Raw genomic sequence first — 21530 nt, forward strand, 5'->3', positions numbered from 1 at the left:
ACACTAGATTGTGCCGCCAAGATGAATATGATAACCGAGATCAATAATATGGCTTTGTGCCGGGATACCATGTAGGCGATCTAATAGCTCTTGTGCGGCTTTTTTGCCGATTTCTAGGCGTGGTGTGATGACACTAGCTAACTGTGGAATGGTTGATTGTCCAACATCATGGCCATGGAAGCCCGCGATCGCAATTTGTTTTGGTACTGGAATGCCTAGACGTTGACACTCAAATAGTGCGCCAATGCCTAAATCATCATTGGTGCAGACAATACCGTTCATCGCTGGATATTTTTTTAACGCTTGGTGGAGCAGCCTTGCGCCAAGTGTGAACGATGATGGCTCTTCCGTAATTAAACTACGCACCGGTAAATTATGTTTTCTCATGGCATTTTCATAACCTTGCAATTTTAAGCGAGTACGTTTATCCATACGCGCAGTAAAATAGACAATGTCTTTATAGCCTTTGTGGATCAGGGTTTCGGTCATTGTTTGAGAGGCTGCAATGTTGTCAAACCCCACCACTTGTTGTAGACCGATTACTTTGCTATCCATAATTTCAATCACAGGGATATTTGCCACTTCAAGCATTTTTAAGGTGCGTTCGGAATGATCATTTTCCGATAAGATTAATCCATCGACATTGTAAGAGAGCAAGGATTCAATACGCTGTTCTTCTTTTTCCATACTGTAGCCATAGTGGGCAAGCATGGTTTGATAGCCGGCTTGATCGGTCACTAATTCAATGCCTTTAATCACATCGGCAAACACATGGTTAGTCAAGGAGGGAACAAGTACACCGATAGCTTTACTCCGCGCATTGGAGAGAATTTCTGGCGCGCGATTAGGAATATAGCCAAATTCTTCGATCACTGCCGCAATTCGCTTTTGTGTGGTTGCCGCAACGGAATTGGGATCACGTAAATAGCGACTGATTGTCATTTTGGTCAGTCCAAGATGATTGGCGATATCTTGTAAAGTGGGGCGCTTGCGTTTGCTATTCATGATTATCCGTTATTCTTTTATGCTGATGTATTATAGAAAAAAAGAGGCTATAAAACTACCGCACTTTTATGCCCTACACTAAAATTAACTCTACTTCCATTTCATTAATAGCATCTTGAGCATATTCAATTAACTCTTTGTCACAAATAATATAATCAAATGTATTCAAGCCAAATAGTAAGAACGTCGCGACTTTGCCATATTTTGAAGAGTCGCTCACTAGGACATTTTTAGTTGAGGATTGAATAATGGCTTTCTTTACCGGAATTTTGTTTTCATTCGGCGTGGTTAACCCCTTTAAGTTCCAAGATGAAGTTGAAATAAAAGCAATATCAATAGAAAGGTTACGGAGAAACTGTGCTGCCAATTCTCCCACCGAAGAGCGGTTCGATTTATTCACGCTACCACCGATATGAATAAGTTCACTTTTTCCATATTTCATCAAAAAATCGGCAATGGCAAAATCATTGGTGATAATTAATAGATCACTTCTGTCGACTAATTGATGGGCAATTGCTAAAGTCGTCGTTCCTGCGTCAAGATAAATAGTGTGATTTGGAGGAATCATTTGGGCAGCATAAATGCCAATGGCTTCTTTTTGAGGTTGAAATAATTGGGATTTATCGTCGTGAGTGGGTTCAACGGATAAACGCTCTAAAAGCTGTACGCCTCCAGATACCGAGACAACCTTGCCATCGTCTTCGAGTTTTTGAATATCACGGCGAATCGTCATGTGAGAAACGTTGAGGAGATCGGTTAATTCGCTAATGCTGGCAATGCTTTTTTGTTGAATGAGATTAAGGATTTTTTTCTGTCTTTCAGCTGGGATCATTTTTCTACTTCTTTTTATGTATGAACTTGGAAAGATTATACACTTTTCTTATAAATTCCGACAATCATGGTGATGAACATTCTAATTTTTTAACATTAAGTAACATTTTATAACAAAAAATATCATTTTTGTGATCTAGATCGCAGAATTTTTTATCAAAAAAAGTGATGATAGCATACAATTACATTCTTATTTTAATTTGGGAGAAATCATTATGAGTAATCAATCTTATTCCGTTGCTGTTGTTGGCTTAGGTTCTATGGGGATGGGCGCTGCGCTGTCTTGTATTAATGCGGGTTTAGAGACTTATGGAATTGACCTAAATCAGGCAGCGCTTGAGAAGTTAAAAGCTGCAGGTGCAAAAGCGGTTGCGACAAATGGCGATGAATTTGCAGAAAAATTAGATGCGGTTGTTATTCTAGTGGTTAATGCTGCGCAAACCAATGCCGTGCTATTTGGTGAGAATGGTTTAGCGAATAAATTAAAACCGGGCACAGTGGTGATGGCTTCTTCTACTATGGCGGCTGATGATGCAAAAGCGATTTCACAAAAATTAACAGATTTAGGGCTGATTATGTTAGACGCGCCTGTTTCCGGCGGTGCGGCGAAAGCTGCGCAAGGTGAGATGACTGTGATGGCCTCCGGTTCTCAAGAAGCTTTCAGCAAATTACAGCCAGTATTAGATGCTGTAGCAGGTAAGGTATATAACATTGGTGAAGAAATTGGTTTAGGTGCAACGGTGAAAATTATTCATCAATTATTAGCAGGTGTGCATATTGCTGCTGGAGCAGAAGCAATGGCATTGGCAGCAAAAGCGGGCATCCCATTAAATTTAATGTATGACGTTGTGACCAATGCAGCGGGTAATTCTTGGATGTTTGAAAATCGCATGAAACATGTAGTAGATGGTGATTATACTCCACTTTCAATGGTTGATATTTTTGTCAAGGATTTAGGCTTGGTAAACGACACGGCAAAATCTCTTCGTTTCCCACTGCATTTGGCGAGTACCGCTTATTCTATGTTTACTGAAGCCAGCAATGCAGGTTACGGCAAGGAAGATGACAGTGCGGTTATTAAAATCTTCAGCGGTATCGAGTTACCAAAAAAAGGAGAAAATTAAGATGTTAGGTGTAATTGCAGATGATTTTACCGGTGCGAGTGATATTGCGAGCTTTTTAACCGAAAATGGCTTGAAAACCGTACAAATGAATGGTGTGCCTCGTCAGCCATTACTCGAAAAAGTCGAGGCAATTGTGATTAGCTTGAAATCTCGTTCTAATCCTGTGAATGAAGCCATCGAACAGTCTTTACAAGCCTTGCATTGGTTACAAGATAATGGCTGTGAGCAATTTTATTTTAAATATTGCTCTACTTTTGACAGTACAGAAAAAGGCAATATCGGGCCAGTGGCAGATGCTTTATTAGCGGAGTTAAAAGAGAATTTTACCGTAATCACACCAGCATTGCCGGTTAATGGGCGCACCATTTTTAACGGTTACCTCTTCGTGGGAAATGTATTGCTTAATGAAAGTGGTATGCAAAATCACCCGATTACCCCAATGAAAGATGCCAATTTAGTCCGTCTGATGGATGCACAGGCTCAAGGTAAAACAGGCTTAGTCACGAGTGCCGATGTGTTTAAAGGCGCGGAGAATGTGAAAGCGCGCTTTGCTGAGTTAAAAGAACAGGGATTTAGTTATGCCGTGGTGGATGCGGTAGATAATTCACAATTGGCGGTGCTTGCGGAAGCGGTAGCCGATCTTAAACTCGTAACCGGCGGATCTGGTTTAGGGGCATATATGGCCGCGCGTTTAAGTGGCGGCAAAAAAGGTGATAATGCTTTTGTCCCAAATAAAGGTAAAACGGTGGTGTTATCGGGATCTTGTTCGGTAATGACGAATAAACAGGTGAATGCCTATAAAGAGGAGGCGTCCCATAAACATTTAGATGTTGAGCAAGCCCTAAATAATCCAAATTATGTAGAAGAGTTGTATCAATGGGTGAACGAACACTTAAATGAAGAATTAGCACCGATGGTGTATGCAACAGTCCCACCAGAAGACTTAAAAGCGATCCAACAAAAGTTTGGCGCGGAACGTGCAAGTTATACCATTGAGAATACGTTTGCTAAATTGGCGCAAAAATTACATGCAGCAGGTGTGGCGAATTTTATTACAGCGGGTGGAGAAACTTCCAGTATAGTTGTACAACAACTTGGTTTTGCAGGCTTTGAAATCGGTAAACAAATTGCACCGGGAGTACCTTGGTTAAAAGCATTAAGTGAGCCGACCTGTTTAGCATTAAAATCAGGTAATTTTGGTAAAGAAGATTTCTTTAAATTTGCGCAAGGAATGATGTTATGACCGAATTAGAGCAAAAAATTCAAATGGTAAATCTCGCAAAATCCTTATTTGAGCGAGGCTATACAGTTGGCGGCGCGGGTAATTTATCTGTGCGCCTTGATGAGAACCGTATTTTAGTGACCCCAACGGGGTCATCATTAGGACGTTTGACCGCAGAGCGTTTATCTGTATTGGATATGGAAGGGAATGTGTTAGAGGGAGATAAACCGTCTAAGGAATCTGTTTTCCATTTGGAAATGTACCGTAAAGATCCAAAATGTAATGCGATTGTTCACTTACATTCTACTTATTTAACCGCGCTCTCTTGTTTAGAAGGGTTAGATGTTGAAAATGCGATGCGAGCATTTACGCCTTATTATGTGATGCGAATCGGTAAATTACAGGTGATCCCTTATTATCGTCCTGGCGATATTAATATTGCGAGAGAATTAGGCGAACGCGCCTTAACCGGAAAAGCGTTTTTATTGGCCAATCACGGTGTGGTCGTGAAAGGGTCAGATTTAATAGACGCAGTGGACAACACGGAAGAGCTAGAAGAAACCGCAAAATTGCAGTTTATTTTGCAAGGTCACAAAATCCGCTATTTAACTGAGGCGGAAGTGAAAGATTTGGAAAATAGAGGAAAATAATTATGCCTAAATTTGCTGCAAATTTAACCATGATGTTTAATGAAGTACCGTTTCTTGAGCGTTTTGAGGCGGCAAGCAAAGCAGGTTTTAAATATGTGGAATATCTTTGGCCTTATGATTATTCCGCAGAAGAACTGAAAGCGTTGTTACAACAAAATGGCTTAAAACAAGTGCTATTTAATACCTCAGCAGGTGATGTTCAAGGGGGAGAATGGGGGATTGCTGCGATTCCGGGACGAGAAGCTGATGCCCGTCAACATATTGATACGGCATTAGAATATGCTCTTGTGCTTGGTTGCCCGAATGTGCATGTAATGGCGGCAGTGGTACCAGATGGGGCAGATCGTGAAGCCTATAAACGTACTTTTATTGAAAATGTGCGCTATGCTGCGGATAAATTTAAACCGCATGGCATTAAGGTTTTACTTGAAGCGCTTAGCCCAGAAGTCAAACCAAATTATTTCCTCAAAAGCCAACTCGATACCTTAGACATTGTGGAAGCGGTGGAACGCGATAACGTGTTTGTGCAGTTAGACTATTTTCATGCTCAAAACGTCGATGGCAATTTAGCCCGTTTAACCGATAAACTCAACGGTAAATTTGCCCATATTCAAATTGCCTCTGTGCCGGAACGTCATGAGCCGGATGAAGGGGAAATCAACTATCAATATATTTTTGATAAGTTAGATGAGATGGGTTACGACGGTTATGTCGGTTGCGAATATAAACCGCGAGCTAACACCGAAGAAGGTTTGGGTTGGTTTAAACCTTACCAAAATCAGTAATTAATTCTTAAAAAAATTGCCCGTTTTATGCTCAATTTGACTTGGGCAGGGCATTTTCTTTATTTCAAGCAGCGAGTTGTTTAATTAATAAACAGAAAGAGGTGCATATTATGCAAATTATTATCACGGGCGGACAAGGTTTTTTGGGCCAACGCCTTGCGAAAAAATTGCTGAATGAGCGGAGAGATCTCGAAGAATTGGTGTTAATTGATGTAATAAAACCGATAGCGCCGAATAATGATCCGCGTGTACGTTGTATTGAAATGGATTTGCGCGACTCTACAGGCTTACAAGCATTAATTACGGAAAAAACCACCGCACTTTATCACCTTGCAGCCATTGTAAGCAGCCATGCGGAGCAAGATCCTGATTTAGGTTATGAAATCAATTTTCTTGCTACTCGTAATTTACTTGAGGCTTGTCGCCAAAATAATCCGAAAGTGCGGTTCATTTTTTCCAGTTCTTTGGCTGTATTCGGTGGTGAACTACCTGAGATTATTCAAGATAGTACTGCGGTCACGCCACAATCCACTTATGGTACGCAAAAAGCCATGTGTGAATTATTAATTAATGATTACACCCGTAAAGGCTTTGTTGATGGTCTTGCCTTGCGTTTACCGACGATTTGTATTCGTCCGGGCAAACCAAACAAAGCGGCTTCCTCTTTCGTGAGCAGCATTATGCGCGAACCGTTACACGGAGAAAGCGCGATTTGTCCGGTGGCTCAAGATCTTAATTTATGGCTTTCTAGCCCAGATACAGTGATTAATAACTTTGTTCACGCCTTAACGCTGCCATCGCTGAATCCTAGAGATTGGCATGTTATTAACCTACCGGGCTTTACCATTAGTGTAAAACAAATGCTCGCTGATCTCGCACAAGTAAAAGGAGAAGCGATTTTAAAGCATATCCAATTTAATTTTGATGAAAGTATTAACAATATTGTGGCAAGTTGGCCTGCAACGATTAATTGTAAAACAGCGTTAGATGTCGGTTTTACGGCTGATAAAAACTTTGTTGATGTTATTCAACAATTTATTCAATGTGATATGTAACAGGAGCTGTTATGTTTGGATTACCAATCCCAATTATAGGGTTATTAATCGCTGTTTTCGTTTTAGTGTTTTTAGTATTAAGAACGCGTGTTCATGCCTTTATCGCGATGTTAATCGCTTCTGCGATAGCGGGTTTAGTGGGTGGAATGAGTGTTAACGACACATTGGGCGCTATTACCAAAGGCTTTGGCGGTACATTAGGTGGTATCGGTATCGTCATTGGCTTAGGGGTTATGATGGGTAGCGTGCTGGAGGTATCCGGCGCTGCGGAAAAAATGGCCTATAGCTTTATCAAATTTTTAGGCAAGAAAAAAGAAGAGTGGGCATTGGCGATTACCGGTTATATCGTCAGTATTCCGATTTTTGTGGATTCTGCCTTTGTGATTTTATATCCGGTCGCAAAAGCCTTAGCCAAAAACGGAAAACGTTCGCTATTAACGTTAGGAGTTGCGCTTGCCGGTGGCTTGGTAGTCACACACCATACTGTACCGCCGACACCGGGCCCGCTTGGCGTTGCAGGATTGTTTGATGTGGATTTAGGGGCGATGTTACTTGTCGGTATGGCACTGGCTGTGTTACCGGTTGTGGGCATTGTGTTATATGCCAAATGGTTAGATAAAAAATACCCGACCTTTAATCAAGAAGTATTCACTCAGGAAGAATTAAAACAAAAATACGATGACTATATTGAAAGCCGTGAGAAAAAAGATTTACCGAGCTTAACTTTGTCACTCACGCCAATTGTATTGCCGATTGTACTTATTTTTATTAAAGCGATTTTGGATTTAATGTGGAAAGGCACACCACAGGCAGAAAGCGGTATTTATCAATTCTTTGCTTTTGTGGGTCACCCGATGATTGCCCTTGCCATCAGTGTATTAGTCGCCGTGTATACCTTATTGCCAAAAGTTGATAAAAATACGACCGCACTTCATCTAGAAGAAGGGGTAAAAAGCGCAGGGATTATCTTGCTTGTTACCGGTGCTGGTGGTGCATTGGGTGCGGTATTACGTGAAAGTGGTGCAGGCGCACAACTGGCTGAACAAGTGGCAAATTTACCGATTTCACCGATTTTAATTCCATTTATTGTATCCACCCTTGTTCGTTTTATTCAAGGTTCGGGTACGGTTGCCATGATTACGGCGGCTTCAATTTCAGCGCCGATTTTGGCTCAAATTCCGGGCGTGAATATGTTACTTGCGGCACAAGCGGCCACAATGGGTTCATTATTCTTCGGTTACTTCAATGATAGCTTATTCTGGGTTGTTAACCGGATGATGGGCATTAATGATGTGAAAAAACAAATGATCGTTTGGTCGATTCCTACCACGATTGCTTGGGCAATTGGCGGAAGTTTAGTGATTTTAGCGAATTTGGTTTGGGGAAATGATGGCTCTTTATTGGATCTGATTTTCCCATTGGGCGTATTGGCGGCAATTATGTTGTATGTCAATGGGCAAAATAAAAAGTTGCAATAGCACAGTTATTTAGGAAAAGTGCGGTTAAAAAAACAGAATTTTTGCCAGCCGTTTAAAAATTCACTAGATTTAACCGCACTTCTTAAATGTTATGCATTTTTTCTATTAGAGAAAATGGGTTTTATGTTTAAAGAGGTCTTTTATGTCAAATGAAATGTTGATATTGATTGGTATTGCAAGTGTATTTGCATTACTGTTTATTATGATTAAAGGGAAAGTTCACCCATTTCTCGCATTAGGTTTAGTGAGTATTGCGGTTGCGTTAAGCGCTGGCATTCCAATGAGTAAAGTTATCCCGACTTTGATTTCCGGTATGGGAGGCACATTAGGTGGTGTTGCTTTAATCGTTGGTCTTGGGGCGATGCTAGGCAAAATCATTGAAAAATCTAATGGTGCTGATGTGCTTGCCAGTTGGCTACTGGAGAAATTCGGTGAAAAACGCGCACCTTTTGCTTTAGGGATTACTGGCTTTATTTTTGGGATCCCTGTATTCGTAGATGTTGGGTTTATTGTATTGATTCCGATCATTTTTAGTGTCGCGCGACGTTTGGGCGGCAACATGTTGGTGTATACCTTACCAATTGGTTTAGCAATGTTAGCCGTACATGTTTTTCTACCGCCTCATCCAGGTATTGTGGCAGGGGCGCAAACCTTACAAGCGGATATTGGTTTAGTTCTGGCATTTGGCTTCTTAGCCGCGTTACCCGCACATTTAATTGGTCAGATGTTTATTCCATTTTTTACCAAAAATAACCATGTGAAAGTATCCACCTCAACGGATTTGATTCAACATCAAAAACAGCTATCCCATCAAACAGATGGTTTACCAAAGTTTGGTACAGTATTGGCAATGATTGTTACGCCATTAATCCTAATTATGTTAGGGACAGTGACAGCCACAGTACTGCCGAAAGATAACGGAATTCGTGAGATTTTTAGTATGGTAGGAAGCTCTCCGTTTGCGTTAATGTTCTCTGTTTTCTTATCTTCTTATGTACTGGGGATTCGTCGCGGTTGGAAAGCAGATAAAGTAGAAGAGGTTCTGAATTCCGCTCTTGCACCAATCGCAGGGATTATCCTCATTACAGGTGCTGGCGGTATGTTTGGAAAAGTGTTAGATGCGAGTGGTGTTGGGAAAGCCCTTGCAGATGTGTTGTCTAGCACGGGATTACCTTTGTTAGCATTAGCTTTTATTTTATCTGCCTTATTAAGAGCTGCGCAGGGTTCTGCAACCGTTGCGACAATTACCACCGCAACCATCATTATGCCAGCCATTGCAGTTGAACAATATACCGGTGTTCAGGTTGCATTATTAACGGTGGCAATTGGTGCGGGTTCAATGACCCTTTCTCATGTCAATGATTCATTATTCTGGGTGTGGACAAAATTCTTTAATATTTCAGTATCAGAAGGATTAAGGACTTGGACACCGCTCACCACTATCTATGGCACGATAGGTTTCTTAGTGACCGCATTAATTTGGAGTGTTATTTAGACTGAAATCAATATTAAGGGAAAGCAATACTTTCCCTTATGAAAGTATGGTTGATCATTAATTTCAGCAAAGCAAGGAGGAACATTATGTTTACTTTTTTATCTCACCCTATAGATCCGAAAGATGTGGCATGGCCGGGCGAACCGGTTGCTAAAGTGACTCGTTGTACTGATGTCACAGAAGATTGTCCGTTTAGTAGTTTTATTACTGAATTGCCGAATCATTGCGGTACGCATATGGATGCACCACGTCATTTTGTGAAAGACGGCTTGAGCATTAATGAATTAGGTATGGAATATTTCTGTCATCAGAAAGTGGCGTTATTAGAAATTCCAAAAGGGGAAGCAGAAGGTATTACCAAAGAAGATTTAGAGCCTTATGCGGATATTTTGTCTCAAGTTTCTTTTGCGTTTTTCCGCACGGGGTTTGAGAAATATCGTACAGAAAACCCGTCGTTATATCAAAACGAAGGTCCTTATATTGCAACCAGTGCAGGGACTTATTTGTCGGATAACTTCCCAAATTTAAAAGGGGTTGGCATTGATTTCTTAGCATTAGGTTCGCCTTCTAAACGTGTACCGGATGCGGAGAATCCTAAAAATTGCCATCAATATATTTTAGGTTATCACACAGGGCGATTCACGACAGTAATTGAAGATATGCATTTAAGCGAGTTGCCGAAAGGGGCGAAAATCAAGCAGTTCTTTAATGCGCCGTGGCGGATTGCTGGTTTGGATTCCAGCCAAGTGACCTGCATTGCAGAGGTTGAGTAATAAATAGGGTTAGCAATGTAAGTTGCTAACCTTTATTTTTTAAGGAGAGGCTTGCGATGAGCGAATTTTCACTTTATTTGGGCGAATTAGTTGGCACTGCGTTTTTTATGGTGTTGGGCTTAAGTGTCTGTGCCAATATTTCTTTGAAAAAATCAGGAATGTATGGCAGTGGTGGCTTATTGGCTGCTTGCGGTTGGGGGCTCTCCATGGTGTCCATCGCCGTAATTTTCGGGCCTGCAACAGGGGCGCACGTTAATCCTGCCGTGACGATTGGATTCTGGTTAGGGGGTAATTTTCCTGGCCATTTGGTATTTGGTTATATTGTTGCCCAGTTTTTAGGGGCATTTATCGGTGCGCTGATTGTTTGGCAATTATTTAAAGATCATTTAGATGAAGAAGACAATCCAAATAGTCAGTTAGGTAGCTTCGCGACTATCGCTTCAAATCGTAATAATTGGCGTAATTTGCTGTCAGAAATTGTCGCAACCTTTTCTTTAATGTTTATTTTGTTAAGTCTTGGTCATCAATCACCGGCAAACGGTGTAGCCATGTTTTTTGTATTTGCCGGCGTAGCGGGCGGTGTGATGTCCTTTGGTGGTTTGACAGGCTATGCTATTAATCCCGCCCGTGATTTTATGCCGAGATTAGTGCATGCATTGATTCCTTTGAAAAATAAAGGTTCTTCTAATTGGGATTATGCTTGGGTGCCGATTGTTGGTCCTATCATCGGTTCAATATTAGCTGCGCTGCTATATCGTAGCTTATTTAGTCAGCTTATTTCCGGTGTTTGAGGTATATTCTATGTTTAAAAAAATTCTGTTTGCTTCCTCGCTTTGCCTATTTGCATGTCCTCTCTTTGCCAATGGCGAGGACTCTCCTCAACCGCCTAGCCTGATTAAGGCCACCTTGTTGGCGGAAATTACGCCCAAAGGACAAAAAATCAGTGGCGTGGCATTGGAATATGAAGGAGAAATTTTATCCGGCAGTGATTTAACTGACCTTTATGCAGTAAAAACCAGTTTGGATCAAAAGGATAAAGCGCCTCGTCGTATTATGCGGGCTTATACCAACAATCAACCCGCCATGAGTGCTCAGGCAAAAGCGGGAAAATTTGTCATTATTGAGCTTAATCCTCGTGATAATAATGCTGATTTGTATGCGATTCAAAAAGAAAACGAGCAGCCGAAGAAGTTTAAGGCAAAAGATAATGCCGGAAATTTTGTTGAGGTTGAGAAAGTACAAGCAAATAGCGTACCGCACTATTATGATGACCGTTTGGTTTATCACATTCAGCAAACCGGTTTGCTCAAATTGCGTAATGGCAAAACCTTAGATAAAACGCAGATTGAACAAAGTGCGGTTAAAAATCAGGTAAAAACCCCTTATTTGGATGATTTTTCGGCTCATACGGTCAGCCTAAATCAGCCCGATAACCAACTACATTACCGCTTATACGTTCCGCAAGATAAGCAAACCCAACCTTATCCACTGACGATTTTCCTACATGGCTCTGGGCAAGTCGGGAAAGATAACCTCGCGCACATGCTTTCCAGCAAGGGGGCGATTTCTACCTTGCAATATGAAAAGGGCTTTGTGTTGGCTCCGCAATATACCCAAGTGTTCGATCCTTTTGATACAAAAGGCATCCACTGGCAAACGGAAAATCGTCAAAACCTGGTGCTGAAAATGATTGATGACACGCTAAAGGCCTATCCTAATATTGATCAAAATCGGATTTATTTAGTTGGGCTTTCTCGTGGCTCAGAGGGAGCATTAAATCTGTTATTAAAACGACCGCACTTTTTTGCCGGAGCATTGCTGATGAGCGGGCGAGAAGCCGGCACGGTAGAATGGATTGATGGTAACGCGACGAAAGCCATGCTTGAGCCGATTAAACAGATACCGATGTGGTTTTTCCACAGCAAGGAAGACAAAATTTCTCCGGTGTCAGGTTCACGTATTAATGTGGCGTTGTTAAAAGCATTAAATGCGCCGAATGTCCGCTATACGGAATTCAGCTTCGAGCAGGCTGGGGATAACGGCATTATTAATAATAATGCTCATAACACATGGGACAGTGTCTTTAACAGTCCCGAAGTGATGACATGGCTGTTACAGCAACAATTAACAGAGAGTAAATAAATGAAAAAAAGCTATTTTTGGACCGCACTTTTTTTGTGCTTGAGTCTTATTTTTGCCTATTTCGGTTCCCGTATTGATCGTGATTTCGGACGTATTGAGGTCAGCACGGTGAGCTTTATGACCGAAGAGGGACAACCCATGGTGGCGAAGTTGTATCGTCCGATTTCCGCTACTGCTGAAACGCCAAAACCGGCATTATTGGCATTACACGGTTATCAAAGTGACAAAGAAGCGACCAATACCTTTGGGGCATTAGAACTTGCCAAACGAGGATTTGTGGTGTTAGCCATTGACCATTTCGGACACGGTTATTCCACGAAATTACCGGCCTCCAATAAAAATATGAGTGGTGCCAATAATGGGTATCAATACTTGAAAACATTGCCCTTTGTGGACAAAAACCGCTTAGGTATTTTCGGTCATTCTACGGGGGCATTAAATGCTATTCGGGTCGCAAAATTAAATCCGGATCATAAGGCAATCAATGGGTTAAGTAGCAATGGCGGTGATGAAACACTGAATAACTATTTGCTCACTCAAGGCTTATATGAGGAAATCGGCGGCTATCGGGAGCGTATCTTCCCCGTGAAAGATTTGGTGAATAACGAGGCGCGTCTTAAAGCCTTTTCCTTGCCGGCAAATGAAACGTTGAAATGGGATCATACTTACGGCGATATGACTGACGGTTCGGCACGTCGTGCGGCATTAGTAGACGGCACACATTTAGGCGTGATGATTGATGATCAAAGCAATACAGAAGCAATTTTATGGTTTAATCAAACGCTACAAAATGGTGAAAAAGATGCAGATTGGCTTGAACCGCATAAACAAACCTATTGGTATAAAGAGTTTTCCGGTTTGTTTGCATTAGGTTTTGCCTTAATCTCTGCTTTATTTTTAGCCAACGGTTTATTAAAAACCAATTACTTTGCAGTGGCGACTAAAACTGTGACAAAACAGACCGCACTTTCTCCCCGTCAATGGCGGCTGTTTACCCTTATCAACATTCTTGTCACCCTTATTCTTTACCCAGTATTCACCCAGTGGGGCGGTGCAAACGAACCTATCGCTTCCGTATTGTCGTTTATGCCGTTAGAAATGGGGAATGGGATTATCACTTGGTTGGTGGTAAGTGGTATAGTCAGTTTGATTTTCTTTAAATTATGGCAAAAATCGACCGCACTTTCGTTGGCAGAGTTTGGTGTATTGAGTAAATCATCGAAGCTATCTACTGCTGGAGTTATCATCAGAAGCCTTGTTCTGAGTTTAATTCTCGTGGTTTGGCTCTATCTCATTGCTTTTGCGGTACATCAACTTTGGGGTGTGGAACTACGTTTCTTATGGCCACTCTTAAAGCCATTGACGACGGAACGTTTCGCTTTATTTATACCGTATTGGCTGCCGATTTTCGCCTTTTTCTTAATCTTTAACGGCTTAATTCTGTCCGTACAAATGAAACAAGCCATCGGCAATTCATTCACCGGCACGTTATTAAGCTGGACATTGAAATCTGCTATCTTTGCCGTCGGCGGGTTAGCAATCCTCTGGCTGTTCCATTTTGTGCCGAATTTTCTGCAAATCGGGCCGGGTTTTGACCTTATTGGCTTACCGCAATTCGGTGGACGTTGGATGATGATGTTAGCGGTCATTATTCCGCAATTTGTCGTGTTTATTTTCATCAATCACTGGTGTTATCTAAAAACGGGTTACATCTACTTTGGGGTGTTTTTTACCTCGTTGTTGATGACATGGATTTTAGTCGGAGGGCAAGTGATTGGTCGGTTCTTGGCGTGATGATATATAAATTAACAAAATGTGCGGTTTTTTGACCGCACTTAAACTGTTGCAAGGTGTTATATTTTTTGGGGGCGTATGACATACGTCCCCTATCCTGTTAGGTTTGCCAATAATCTGTGTGCGGTTTTTTAACCGCACTTTGTTTATGTTCAGTATTAAGCAGAAGAAGCATGTTTCTTTTGTGCTTCTTGGTCTGCTTCTTTTTTGATGGCCAAAGCAATGGCTAAGGTTTGTACAAGGGTCATGGTTGCGGATTGAGAGCGGAAACCATGAATTTGTGCTTCCTTAATAACAAATGAGGCATCACTAAAGGTTAATAATGGGCTGATTTGGCTATCTGTTATCGCAATTTGTTTAATGCCTTTTTGCGCCGTCGTGTTCATAATTTCTATTGTTTCTTTCGCATAAGGCGAAAAACTAATCGCCACAATAGCATCGCCTTCTTTTACTTGGCTAAGCTGCTCATCAAACATGCCCCCTAATCCATTGATGATAAAAGAACGGGTATCTAGATGATGTAAAGCATAGTCTAGATAGCATGCGATACTAAAAGAACGTTTGAGGCCAATAATAAAAATATTATTGGCGGTATGTAAAATATCGACAGCGGCCTCAAGTTGAGCCAAAGAAGTTTGGTTAGCAAGTTGGTGTAACGCTTGACTATTTGCATGAGCAAAGACATTTAAAATATCGCTGGCAGATTCTTGCACATCTTGTTTGGGTTCTAATTGGCGTAAAATCTGTAATCTTTCGGTATAATTTGCGGTTTCCTCCATTAAATTTTCGCGAAATATTTGTTTCATTTCATTAAAGCCGCTAAACCCGAAGTTGTTGGCAAAGCGAATGAGAGTAGAAGGAGGAACATCCGCTTTTTCAGCGATCACGGCAACGGTATCAAAGACAATGCTATTATGGTTATCTAATATATAGCGCGCAACCTGCTTTAAACGTTTGCTGAGAGAATCGTATTGTTGCCGAATTTCATTTTGTAAATTAATGAGTTGAGAGGAGTCTTGCATAAGTTTATCTCTAAATAAAACATAGCAGAATGAGCCGTAGCCATTCTTCAATGATTGAAAAGTAATGTTATGGCTATACTATAATTTATGTCGCATTAAAAATAAACAAAGATTATTCTCTCAGCAAAGATTGTTAGCGGTTATTCTTTAAATTTATTTGCATATTCTTCGCTATTAATCCATTGATGATCTTTTTCCCAGGTAAAACGCCATTTTCTTACCGGCCCAGCCATGACATTGAGGTAGTAATTATTATAACCCGCAATAGTTGATACTGGGTGGTAGCCGCGAGGTACTTGAACAACATCACCATCATAAACGGCCATACATTCATCAAGACTACGATCGTCAGTATACACGCGTTGTAGTGCGAAGCCTTGAGCCGGTTCAAAACGATGATAATACGTTTCTTCTAAATAGGTTTCAGTTTCACTGTTTTTGTCATCATGTTTGTGGCTTGGGAAAGAACTGGTATTCCCTTCATCTGTGAAGACTTCTACAACTAATAGACTGTCAGCTAATTCGGTTTCAGGCAAAATATTATGAACAAGACGTTTGTTATTGCCGTAACCGCGTTTTTCAACACCAACATCTTCAGGACGAATTAAACGTACAGGTAAATGACCATTACTTGGTGCTCGGCAGACGGCAAGTTCTAGATAAGTTTCCGCCTGAATATGTACTTGTTGATGATGAGGTACATAAACTGAATAAGGCGGAATACGCTCAAAAGGAGTTTGACGGTTGCCTATATTTTCAAAAGTGTGTGCTTCGGTTTGGATAGTGGCTTTTCCTGCTACGAGGACAAAACATGCTTCTGTTGTGTCTGTTTGAAAGGAAAGCGTTTGTTTTGGTTGTAGATGGTACATTTCAAATCCAACATATTCCCAACCCGCACTTTGGGGAGTAACGTTTTGTACTTCACCATTTGCTTTTGGATGGGCTTTTTGGGATTTAGAAAGTAATTTGCTCATGATGGTCTCCACAATATTTGGTTTAATTATTTCAAATCATACCGAGTTAGATAAATTTCACTATCAAATTTTTTTAAATTTGTTAGCTAGATCACAAAGTGAATTAAAATTTTAATTTTGATTTTTGTTTAATTGAAATAATTATTTCATTTTGGTAAGCTGATACATATACTATCAACAATACTTGTTCAATTTTAACCGCACTTATTTAAAAAGGAGTAAAGAATGGAAACAGTATTAAACTTTATTAATGGTAAACAAGTAGCGAGTAAAGGGACGACTGTGTCTCCAATCTATAATCCCGCAACCGGTGAGCAAATTCGTCAGGTTGTGATGAGCACCGCAGAAGAAGCTAAAGAAGCAGTAGATGTGGCACATCGCGCTTTTGCTAGCTGGTCTGCAACACCGCCTTTACGTCGCGCGCGAGTGCTATTTAAATTTAAAGAATTATTAGAAAGAGATTTTGATAAGCTGGCGCGTATTATTACAGAAGAGCATGGTAAAACCTATTCTGATTCTATTGGAGAATTACAGCGTGGTTTGGAAGTTGTGGAATTTGCTTGTGGTATTCCGCATTTACTTAAAGGTGAATTTTCTGAACAAGTTGGGCGCGGGATTGATGTTCATTCTACCATGCAACCTTTGGGAGTGGCCGTTGGGATTACACCATTTAACTTTCCCGCAATGGTGCCGATGTGGATGTTCCCTGTCGCATTAGCTTGTGGTAATACTTTTATCTTAAAACCGTCAAAAACGGATCCGTCTTTATCTATTTACTTAGCTGAGTTATTAAAAGAAGCGGGTTTGCCAGATGGTGTATTTAATGTGGTGCAGGGTGAACGCGAAGATAATGAGGTTATTATACGTGATCCTAGAGTGCAAGCAGTGAGTTTTGTCGGTTCCACACCGGTGGCCGCGAGTGTATATCGTGTGTGCGCAGAACATGGCAAACGCGTACAGGCATTAGGCGCGGCTAAAAATCATGCTTTAATCATGCCTGATGCTGATATTGAATCGACAGCAAATGCTTTATTGGGCGCTGCTTATGGGGCTGCTGGAGAGCGTTGTATGGCGCTATCAGTTGCGGTGACCATTGATGATGCCACTGCGGATAAATTAATTGAAACGCTTGTTCCAAAAGTGAATGCATTGCGTTATGGGCCAGGTATACCGAAAGAGGGCGAAAAAGAAAATGATTTTGGGCCATTGATTACGCAACAGCATTTAGATCGTGTAACCGGTTACATTGATAGCGGTGTGGAAGAAGGCGCGACCTTGCTAGTAGACGGTCGCGGTAAAAAGCCGAGTGGCCACGAAAAAGGCTATTTTATTGGTGGTACATTATTTGATAATGTCACCCGTTCAATGCGTATTTACAAAGAGGAAATTTTTGGTCCTGTACTTTGTATTGTGAGAGCGAAGAGTTTTGAGGAAGCGATAAAATTAATTAATGAGCACCCTTATGGCAACGGTACGGCAATCTTTACTAATGATGGTGGGGCTGCACGTGAGTTTTCTTATCATATCCAAGCCGGAATGGTAGGGATTAATGTCCCAGTTCCGGTGCCTATCGCTTATCACTGTTTTGGTGGTTGGAAACATTCTGCCTATACCCAGCTTAATGCTTATGGTCCTGATAGTGTGCGTTTTTACACAAAAATGAAAACCATCACAACACGTTGGCCGGATCAATATCATATTGAGAATGCGGCATTTAGTATGCCAACGCTTTAATTTTAATAAAAAGGAAGATTTAGGTCTTCCTTTTTCTCTTTTTATTCAAGGAGTTGCTATGAAAAAAGTGCGTATTGGTTTGATTGGTACGGGGTATATTGGGCGTTGCCATGCGATTGCGTATGCCCAAGCTCCGACTGTATTTCCATTGGAAGCAAAGTTAGAGTTAGAGTATCTCGCGGAGATTACGCCGGAATTAGCCGCACAAAAAGCGAAAGAGTTTGGTTTTAATCGCTCAACAGCTCATTGGCAAGATGTTGTGAATGATCCTAATGTAGATGTTATAGATATTTGCACGCCCAATTTTTTACATAAAGACATAGCATTGGCTGCGATAGCAAAAGGCAAGCATGTCTATTCAGAAAAACCTCTAGCTTTGACGGCCCGTGATGCTAAGGAAATGTATGAGGCTGCACAACAGGCCGGTGTGTTAACGCTAGTTGGGTTTAATTACATCAAAAATCCAACGACACAATTAGCCCGTGAAATTATTGCTAATGGTGAAATTGGTGAAGTTGTGCATTTTTATGGCACACATAATGAAGATTATTTAGCAAACCCAAATACACCGCTAGATTGGCATTGTATTAAAGAAAAAGCTGGATTGGGCGCACTAGGCGATCTTGCTGCGCATATTGTGCAAATGTCGCAATATTTGTTAGGCAGTGACATTAAACAAGTGATTGGCGACAAAGAAACAGTGATTAAGCAGCGACCAAATCCGCAAAATCTCACAGAGTTATTAGCGGTAGAAAATGAAGATCAAGCGACCGCACTTGTGCGTTTTGAGAATGGTTGTATGGGGACAATAGAAACTTCTCGTATCGCTTGTGGGCGCAAAATGGGGCTTAGTTATGTGATTACTGGAACAAAAGGTACGCTGACCTATACTCAAGAACGAATGGCTGAGCTGAAGCTTTATTTACATGATGATGATCCTGCAAGGCAGGGGTTTAAAACGTTATTAACTGGCCCTCTTCATCCGGATTATAAAAATTTCTGTGTTAGTGCAGGGCATGGTATTGGTTTTAACGATCAGAAAACCGTAGAAATTCGTGATTTGGTGAATGGTATAGCAAGTGGAAAAGCCATGTATCCGGATTTTGAAGAAGGATTTAAGGTATCACGTATTTTAGATGCAATCGCACTTTCGTGTGAGCAAAAACGTTGGGTGGAGGTGGATGAGGTTGCTTAATTTTTGATTCATTTCACCCTATTTTTGAAAAATTTTTTTGATAAGCGATTTGATATGAAATCGCTTTTTTATTTTTTTAAGGGTTTTAATGATAAAAAAGATGAGATCTATTTCACAAATTTGTAACTTCATGATTGCAAGTGATAGAACGTTAATGGTACATATACCAATCAAATAATTATTTCATTTTTTATTATTTTGGAATTTATATTCTCGACAGGTGTCGGAGATATCGTGGTAGTTCAAAATGTCCTCATCAATCCAAAAGGAGTAATGTATGAAAAAAACCTTATTAGGCCTTTTATGCGCTGGCGTATTATTTTCTTCTCAAGCGGTGGCGAAGAATGTTGTTATTGGTGCACCGATGTTAACTTTTGCCGATAAGTGGCAAACCTATTTACAAGATGCGATTCGTGATTTTGATGCTCAACATGATGATGTTGAAATTAAATTATCTGATGCAAATAGCGATCCGGCGCGTTTATTGAATGATGTCGAAACATTTATTGATCAGAATGTAGATGCATTGCTTGTTGTTCCGACTGATCCGAATATTGTTAAAGTCATCGGACGTAAAGCTAAAAAAGCAGGTATTCCGCTTGTGATTGTGAATCGTAAGCCGAATGATGAAGACATGGAATTGGTTACTAGCTTTGTCGGCTCTGATGAATTAGAAGGTGGACGTATGCAAGCTGACTTTATTGTTAATCAATTAAACGGCGAACCAGCAGAAGCCAGTATCTTAATGGGCGTGTTAGGTTTAGATGCGACCACTAAACGAACTCAAGGCAACAAAGAGGTATTTGCAAAACACGATAATATCAAGGTATTAGCAGAACAAGAAGGTAAATGGGAGCGTGACAGAGGTCTTCAAATTACTGAGAATTTATTAGCCGCTAATAAGAAATTGAATGTGATTGTGAGTAATAACGATGAAATGGCTATCGGTGCAATTTTAGCAAGCCGTAAGCTTGGTTATAAAGATGAAGATCTATTAATTGTTGGTCTTGATGCGACACCAGATGCACTTGAATACTTAGGTAAGGGCTTGGATGCAACCATATTTCAATCGGCTTATGGGCAAGGCACAACGGGAGCTGAGCATGCTTATAAAGCAGCAAAAGGGGAAAGAGTGCCTCATGTTAGCTGGGTTCCTTTTGAGTTAGTCACACCAGCGAATAAAGAAGAATATCAAGCAAAATATAAAAAATAAAACATCATAGGTGAGGGCGTACCGGTTATGAGTTGGTTCGCCCTTTGTAAAACACATTAATAATATAAGGTGTCTTAGGATGTTAAAAAGAATATTGATTTTGATACTAACTTGTTTATTTGCCCCTGTCGCGTTGTCTAAGCAAGTCACGATCGGCGTAACAATGTATAGCTTAGCAGATAAGTATCCAACCTATTTGCAAGATGCCATGCAAAACTTTACGCGAGAAAATTCTCAAGTGAAATTGCGCTTTGCAGATGCAAATGGCGACCCCGCGAAAATGTTAAATGATGTAGAAAATTTTATTGATACTCAAGTCGATGCGTTAATTGCAATGCCAACCGATCCAAAAATTATTAAAGCAATTGGCGTAAAAGCACAAAAAGCAGGTATTCCACTTATTGTTGTGGCCGTTCGTCCGAATGAAGAAGACATGAAATATTTAACCAGTTATGTCGGTTCAGAAGAAATAAAGAGCGGTGAGATTCAAGGAGAATTTATTGCTCAAGCATTAAATGGGCAGCCAGCTAAAGCCATTATTTTACTTGGTCCCCTGGGTTTAGAGGCACAGATTAAACGCACAGAAGGCAATAAAAAGATTCTGTCGCAATATCCGGAAATACAAATCGTCGCGGAGCAGGAAGCAAAGTGGGATCGTGCTAAGGGAATGGAAGTGACGGAAAATCTCTTTTCAGTACATAAAGATATTAATGTCATTCTCGCGAATAATGATGAAATGGCCATTGGCGCGTTACTGGCCGCACGCAAAATGGGTGTAAAGGATAATGAATTGTTAATCATTGGGATCGACGCGACACCCGATGCATTGGAATATTTAGGAAAAGGTTTAGATGCGACGGTTTATCAATCAGCTAATGGGCAAGGACGAATTAGTGTAGAAATGGCATATCAAGCAGCGAAAGGAGAAAAAGTCCCCTTGTACAATTGGATTCCTTTTGAATTAGTGACGCCAGATAAAAAAGCACAATACTTGAATAAATATAAAGAATAATAGATTGCAATCGGTTTTCTAAAAGA

The 21530-nt window shown here is 40.7% G+C and carries 19 protein-coding genes; 15 read left to right on the top strand and 4 right to left on the bottom strand.

What is annotated here, in order from left to right; all coding sequences use genetic code 11:
- Positions 1 to 3 precede the first annotated feature (3 nt).
- Both gntR and CVP05_RS02740 read right to left on the bottom strand, forming a co-directional pair.
- Positions 4 to 1005: a gluconate operon transcriptional repressor GntR gene (gntR, locus tag CVP05_RS02735; protein ID WP_100288037.1), complete on the bottom strand. Its 1002-nt coding sequence runs from the start codon at positions 1003 to 1005 to the stop codon at positions 4 to 6.
- 73 nt (positions 1006 to 1078) lie between these two features.
- Positions 1079 to 1837 (bottom strand): DeoR/GlpR family DNA-binding transcription regulator, encoded by a 759-nt coding sequence (locus tag CVP05_RS02740; RefSeq protein ID WP_100288038.1) that lies wholly within the window; start codon positions 1835 to 1837, stop codon positions 1079 to 1081.
- Positions 1838 to 2051: 214 nt separating this feature from the next.
- Between CVP05_RS02740 and ltnD the strand changes: the two genes are divergently transcribed.
- The 11 genes from ltnD to CVP05_RS02795 all read left to right on the top strand — a co-directional run bounded on the left by ltnD (position 2052) and on the right by CVP05_RS02795 (position 14354).
- Positions 2052 to 2960, top strand: coding sequence for an L-threonate dehydrogenase (gene ltnD, locus CVP05_RS02745; protein WP_100288039.1), 909 nt, complete (start codon positions 2052 to 2054; stop codon positions 2958 to 2960).
- 1 nt (position 2961) lies between these two features.
- A complete protein-coding gene (otnK, locus tag CVP05_RS02750; RefSeq protein WP_100288040.1) occupies positions 2962 to 4203 on the top strand; it encodes a 3-oxo-tetronate kinase in 1242 nt (413 codons plus the stop codon).
- A complete protein-coding gene (gene otnC, locus CVP05_RS02755; RefSeq protein ID WP_100288041.1) occupies positions 4200 to 4832 on the top strand; it encodes a 3-oxo-tetronate 4-phosphate decarboxylase in 633 nt (210 codons plus the stop codon). The genes otnK and otnC overlap by 4 nt, the downstream gene beginning before the upstream one ends.
- 2 nt (positions 4833 to 4834) lie before the next feature.
- Entirely contained in the window at positions 4835 to 5617 is a 783-nt protein-coding gene (otnI, locus tag CVP05_RS02760) for a 2-oxo-tetronate isomerase (RefSeq protein ID WP_100288042.1), read from the top strand.
- Between the two features lie 110 nt (positions 5618 to 5727).
- Complete coding sequence (gene denD / locus CVP05_RS02765) at positions 5728 to 6672, top strand: D-erythronate dehydrogenase (RefSeq protein ID WP_100288043.1); 945 nt, start codon at positions 5728 to 5730, stop codon at positions 6670 to 6672.
- 11 nt (positions 6673 to 6683) lie between these two features.
- Positions 6684 to 8150, top strand: coding sequence for a GntT/GntP/DsdX family permease (locus tag CVP05_RS02770; protein WP_100288044.1), 1467 nt, complete (start codon positions 6684 to 6686; stop codon positions 8148 to 8150).
- Positions 8151 to 8292: 142 nt separating this feature from the next.
- Entirely contained in the window at positions 8293 to 9645 is a 1353-nt protein-coding gene (locus tag CVP05_RS02775; RefSeq protein WP_100288045.1) for a GntT/GntP/DsdX family permease, read from the top strand.
- 86 nt (positions 9646 to 9731) lie between these two features.
- On the top strand, positions 9732 to 10418 hold the full coding sequence (locus CVP05_RS02780; protein WP_100288046.1) for a cyclase family protein: 687 nt from the start codon (positions 9732 to 9734) through the stop codon (positions 10416 to 10418).
- A gap of 56 nt (positions 10419 to 10474) precedes the next feature.
- The gene (locus CVP05_RS02785) at positions 10475 to 11209 is read left to right on the top strand and encodes an MIP/aquaporin family protein (RefSeq protein ID WP_100288047.1); all 735 of its coding nucleotides are present in this window, start codon (positions 10475 to 10477) and stop codon (positions 11207 to 11209) included.
- A 10-nt stretch (positions 11210 to 11219) separates the two neighbouring features.
- Complete coding sequence (locus CVP05_RS02790; RefSeq protein ID WP_100288048.1) at positions 11220 to 12560, top strand: carboxylesterase family protein; 1341 nt, start codon at positions 11220 to 11222, stop codon at positions 12558 to 12560.
- Positions 12561 to 14354, top strand: a complete 1794-nt coding sequence (locus CVP05_RS02795) for an alpha/beta hydrolase (RefSeq protein ID WP_100288049.1) — start codon at positions 12561 to 12563, stop codon at positions 14352 to 14354. It begins immediately after the preceding gene.
- A gap of 158 nt (positions 14355 to 14512) precedes the next feature.
- Here the strand turns inward: CVP05_RS02795 and CVP05_RS02800 are convergent, their stop codons facing one another.
- Both CVP05_RS02800 and iolB read right to left on the bottom strand, forming a co-directional pair.
- Positions 14513 to 15376, bottom strand: a complete 864-nt coding sequence (locus tag CVP05_RS02800) for a MurR/RpiR family transcriptional regulator (RefSeq protein ID WP_100288050.1) — start codon at positions 15374 to 15376, stop codon at positions 14513 to 14515.
- 140 nt (positions 15377 to 15516) lie between these two features.
- Entirely contained in the window at positions 15517 to 16350 is an 834-nt protein-coding gene (iolB, locus tag CVP05_RS02805) for a 5-deoxy-glucuronate isomerase (protein ID WP_100288051.1), read from the bottom strand.
- 225 nt (positions 16351 to 16575) lie between these two features.
- On the opposite strand from iolB, the gene CVP05_RS02810 reads away from it, so the two are divergent.
- The 4 genes from CVP05_RS02810 (at position 16576) to CVP05_RS02825 (ending at position 21504) form a co-directional block, all read left to right on the top strand.
- Complete coding sequence (locus CVP05_RS02810) at positions 16576 to 18084, top strand: CoA-acylating methylmalonate-semialdehyde dehydrogenase (RefSeq protein WP_100288052.1); 1509 nt, start codon at positions 16576 to 16578, stop codon at positions 18082 to 18084.
- A 58-nt stretch (positions 18085 to 18142) separates the two neighbouring features.
- Positions 18143 to 19279, top strand: coding sequence for a Gfo/Idh/MocA family protein (locus CVP05_RS02815; protein WP_100288053.1), 1137 nt, complete (start codon positions 18143 to 18145; stop codon positions 19277 to 19279).
- Positions 19280 to 19556: 277 nt separating this feature from the next.
- Positions 19557 to 20492, top strand: coding sequence for a substrate-binding domain-containing protein (locus tag CVP05_RS02820; RefSeq protein ID WP_100288054.1), 936 nt, complete (start codon positions 19557 to 19559; stop codon positions 20490 to 20492).
- A 79-nt stretch (positions 20493 to 20571) separates the two neighbouring features.
- A complete protein-coding gene (locus CVP05_RS02825; protein ID WP_100288055.1) occupies positions 20572 to 21504 on the top strand; it encodes a sugar ABC transporter substrate-binding protein in 933 nt (310 codons plus the stop codon).
- Positions 21505 to 21530 lie beyond the last annotated feature (26 nt).

This window comes from Conservatibacter flavescens, from assembly GCF_002795425.1.
Taxonomy (GTDB): Bacteria; Pseudomonadota; Gammaproteobacteria; order Enterobacterales; family Pasteurellaceae; genus Conservatibacter; species Conservatibacter flavescens.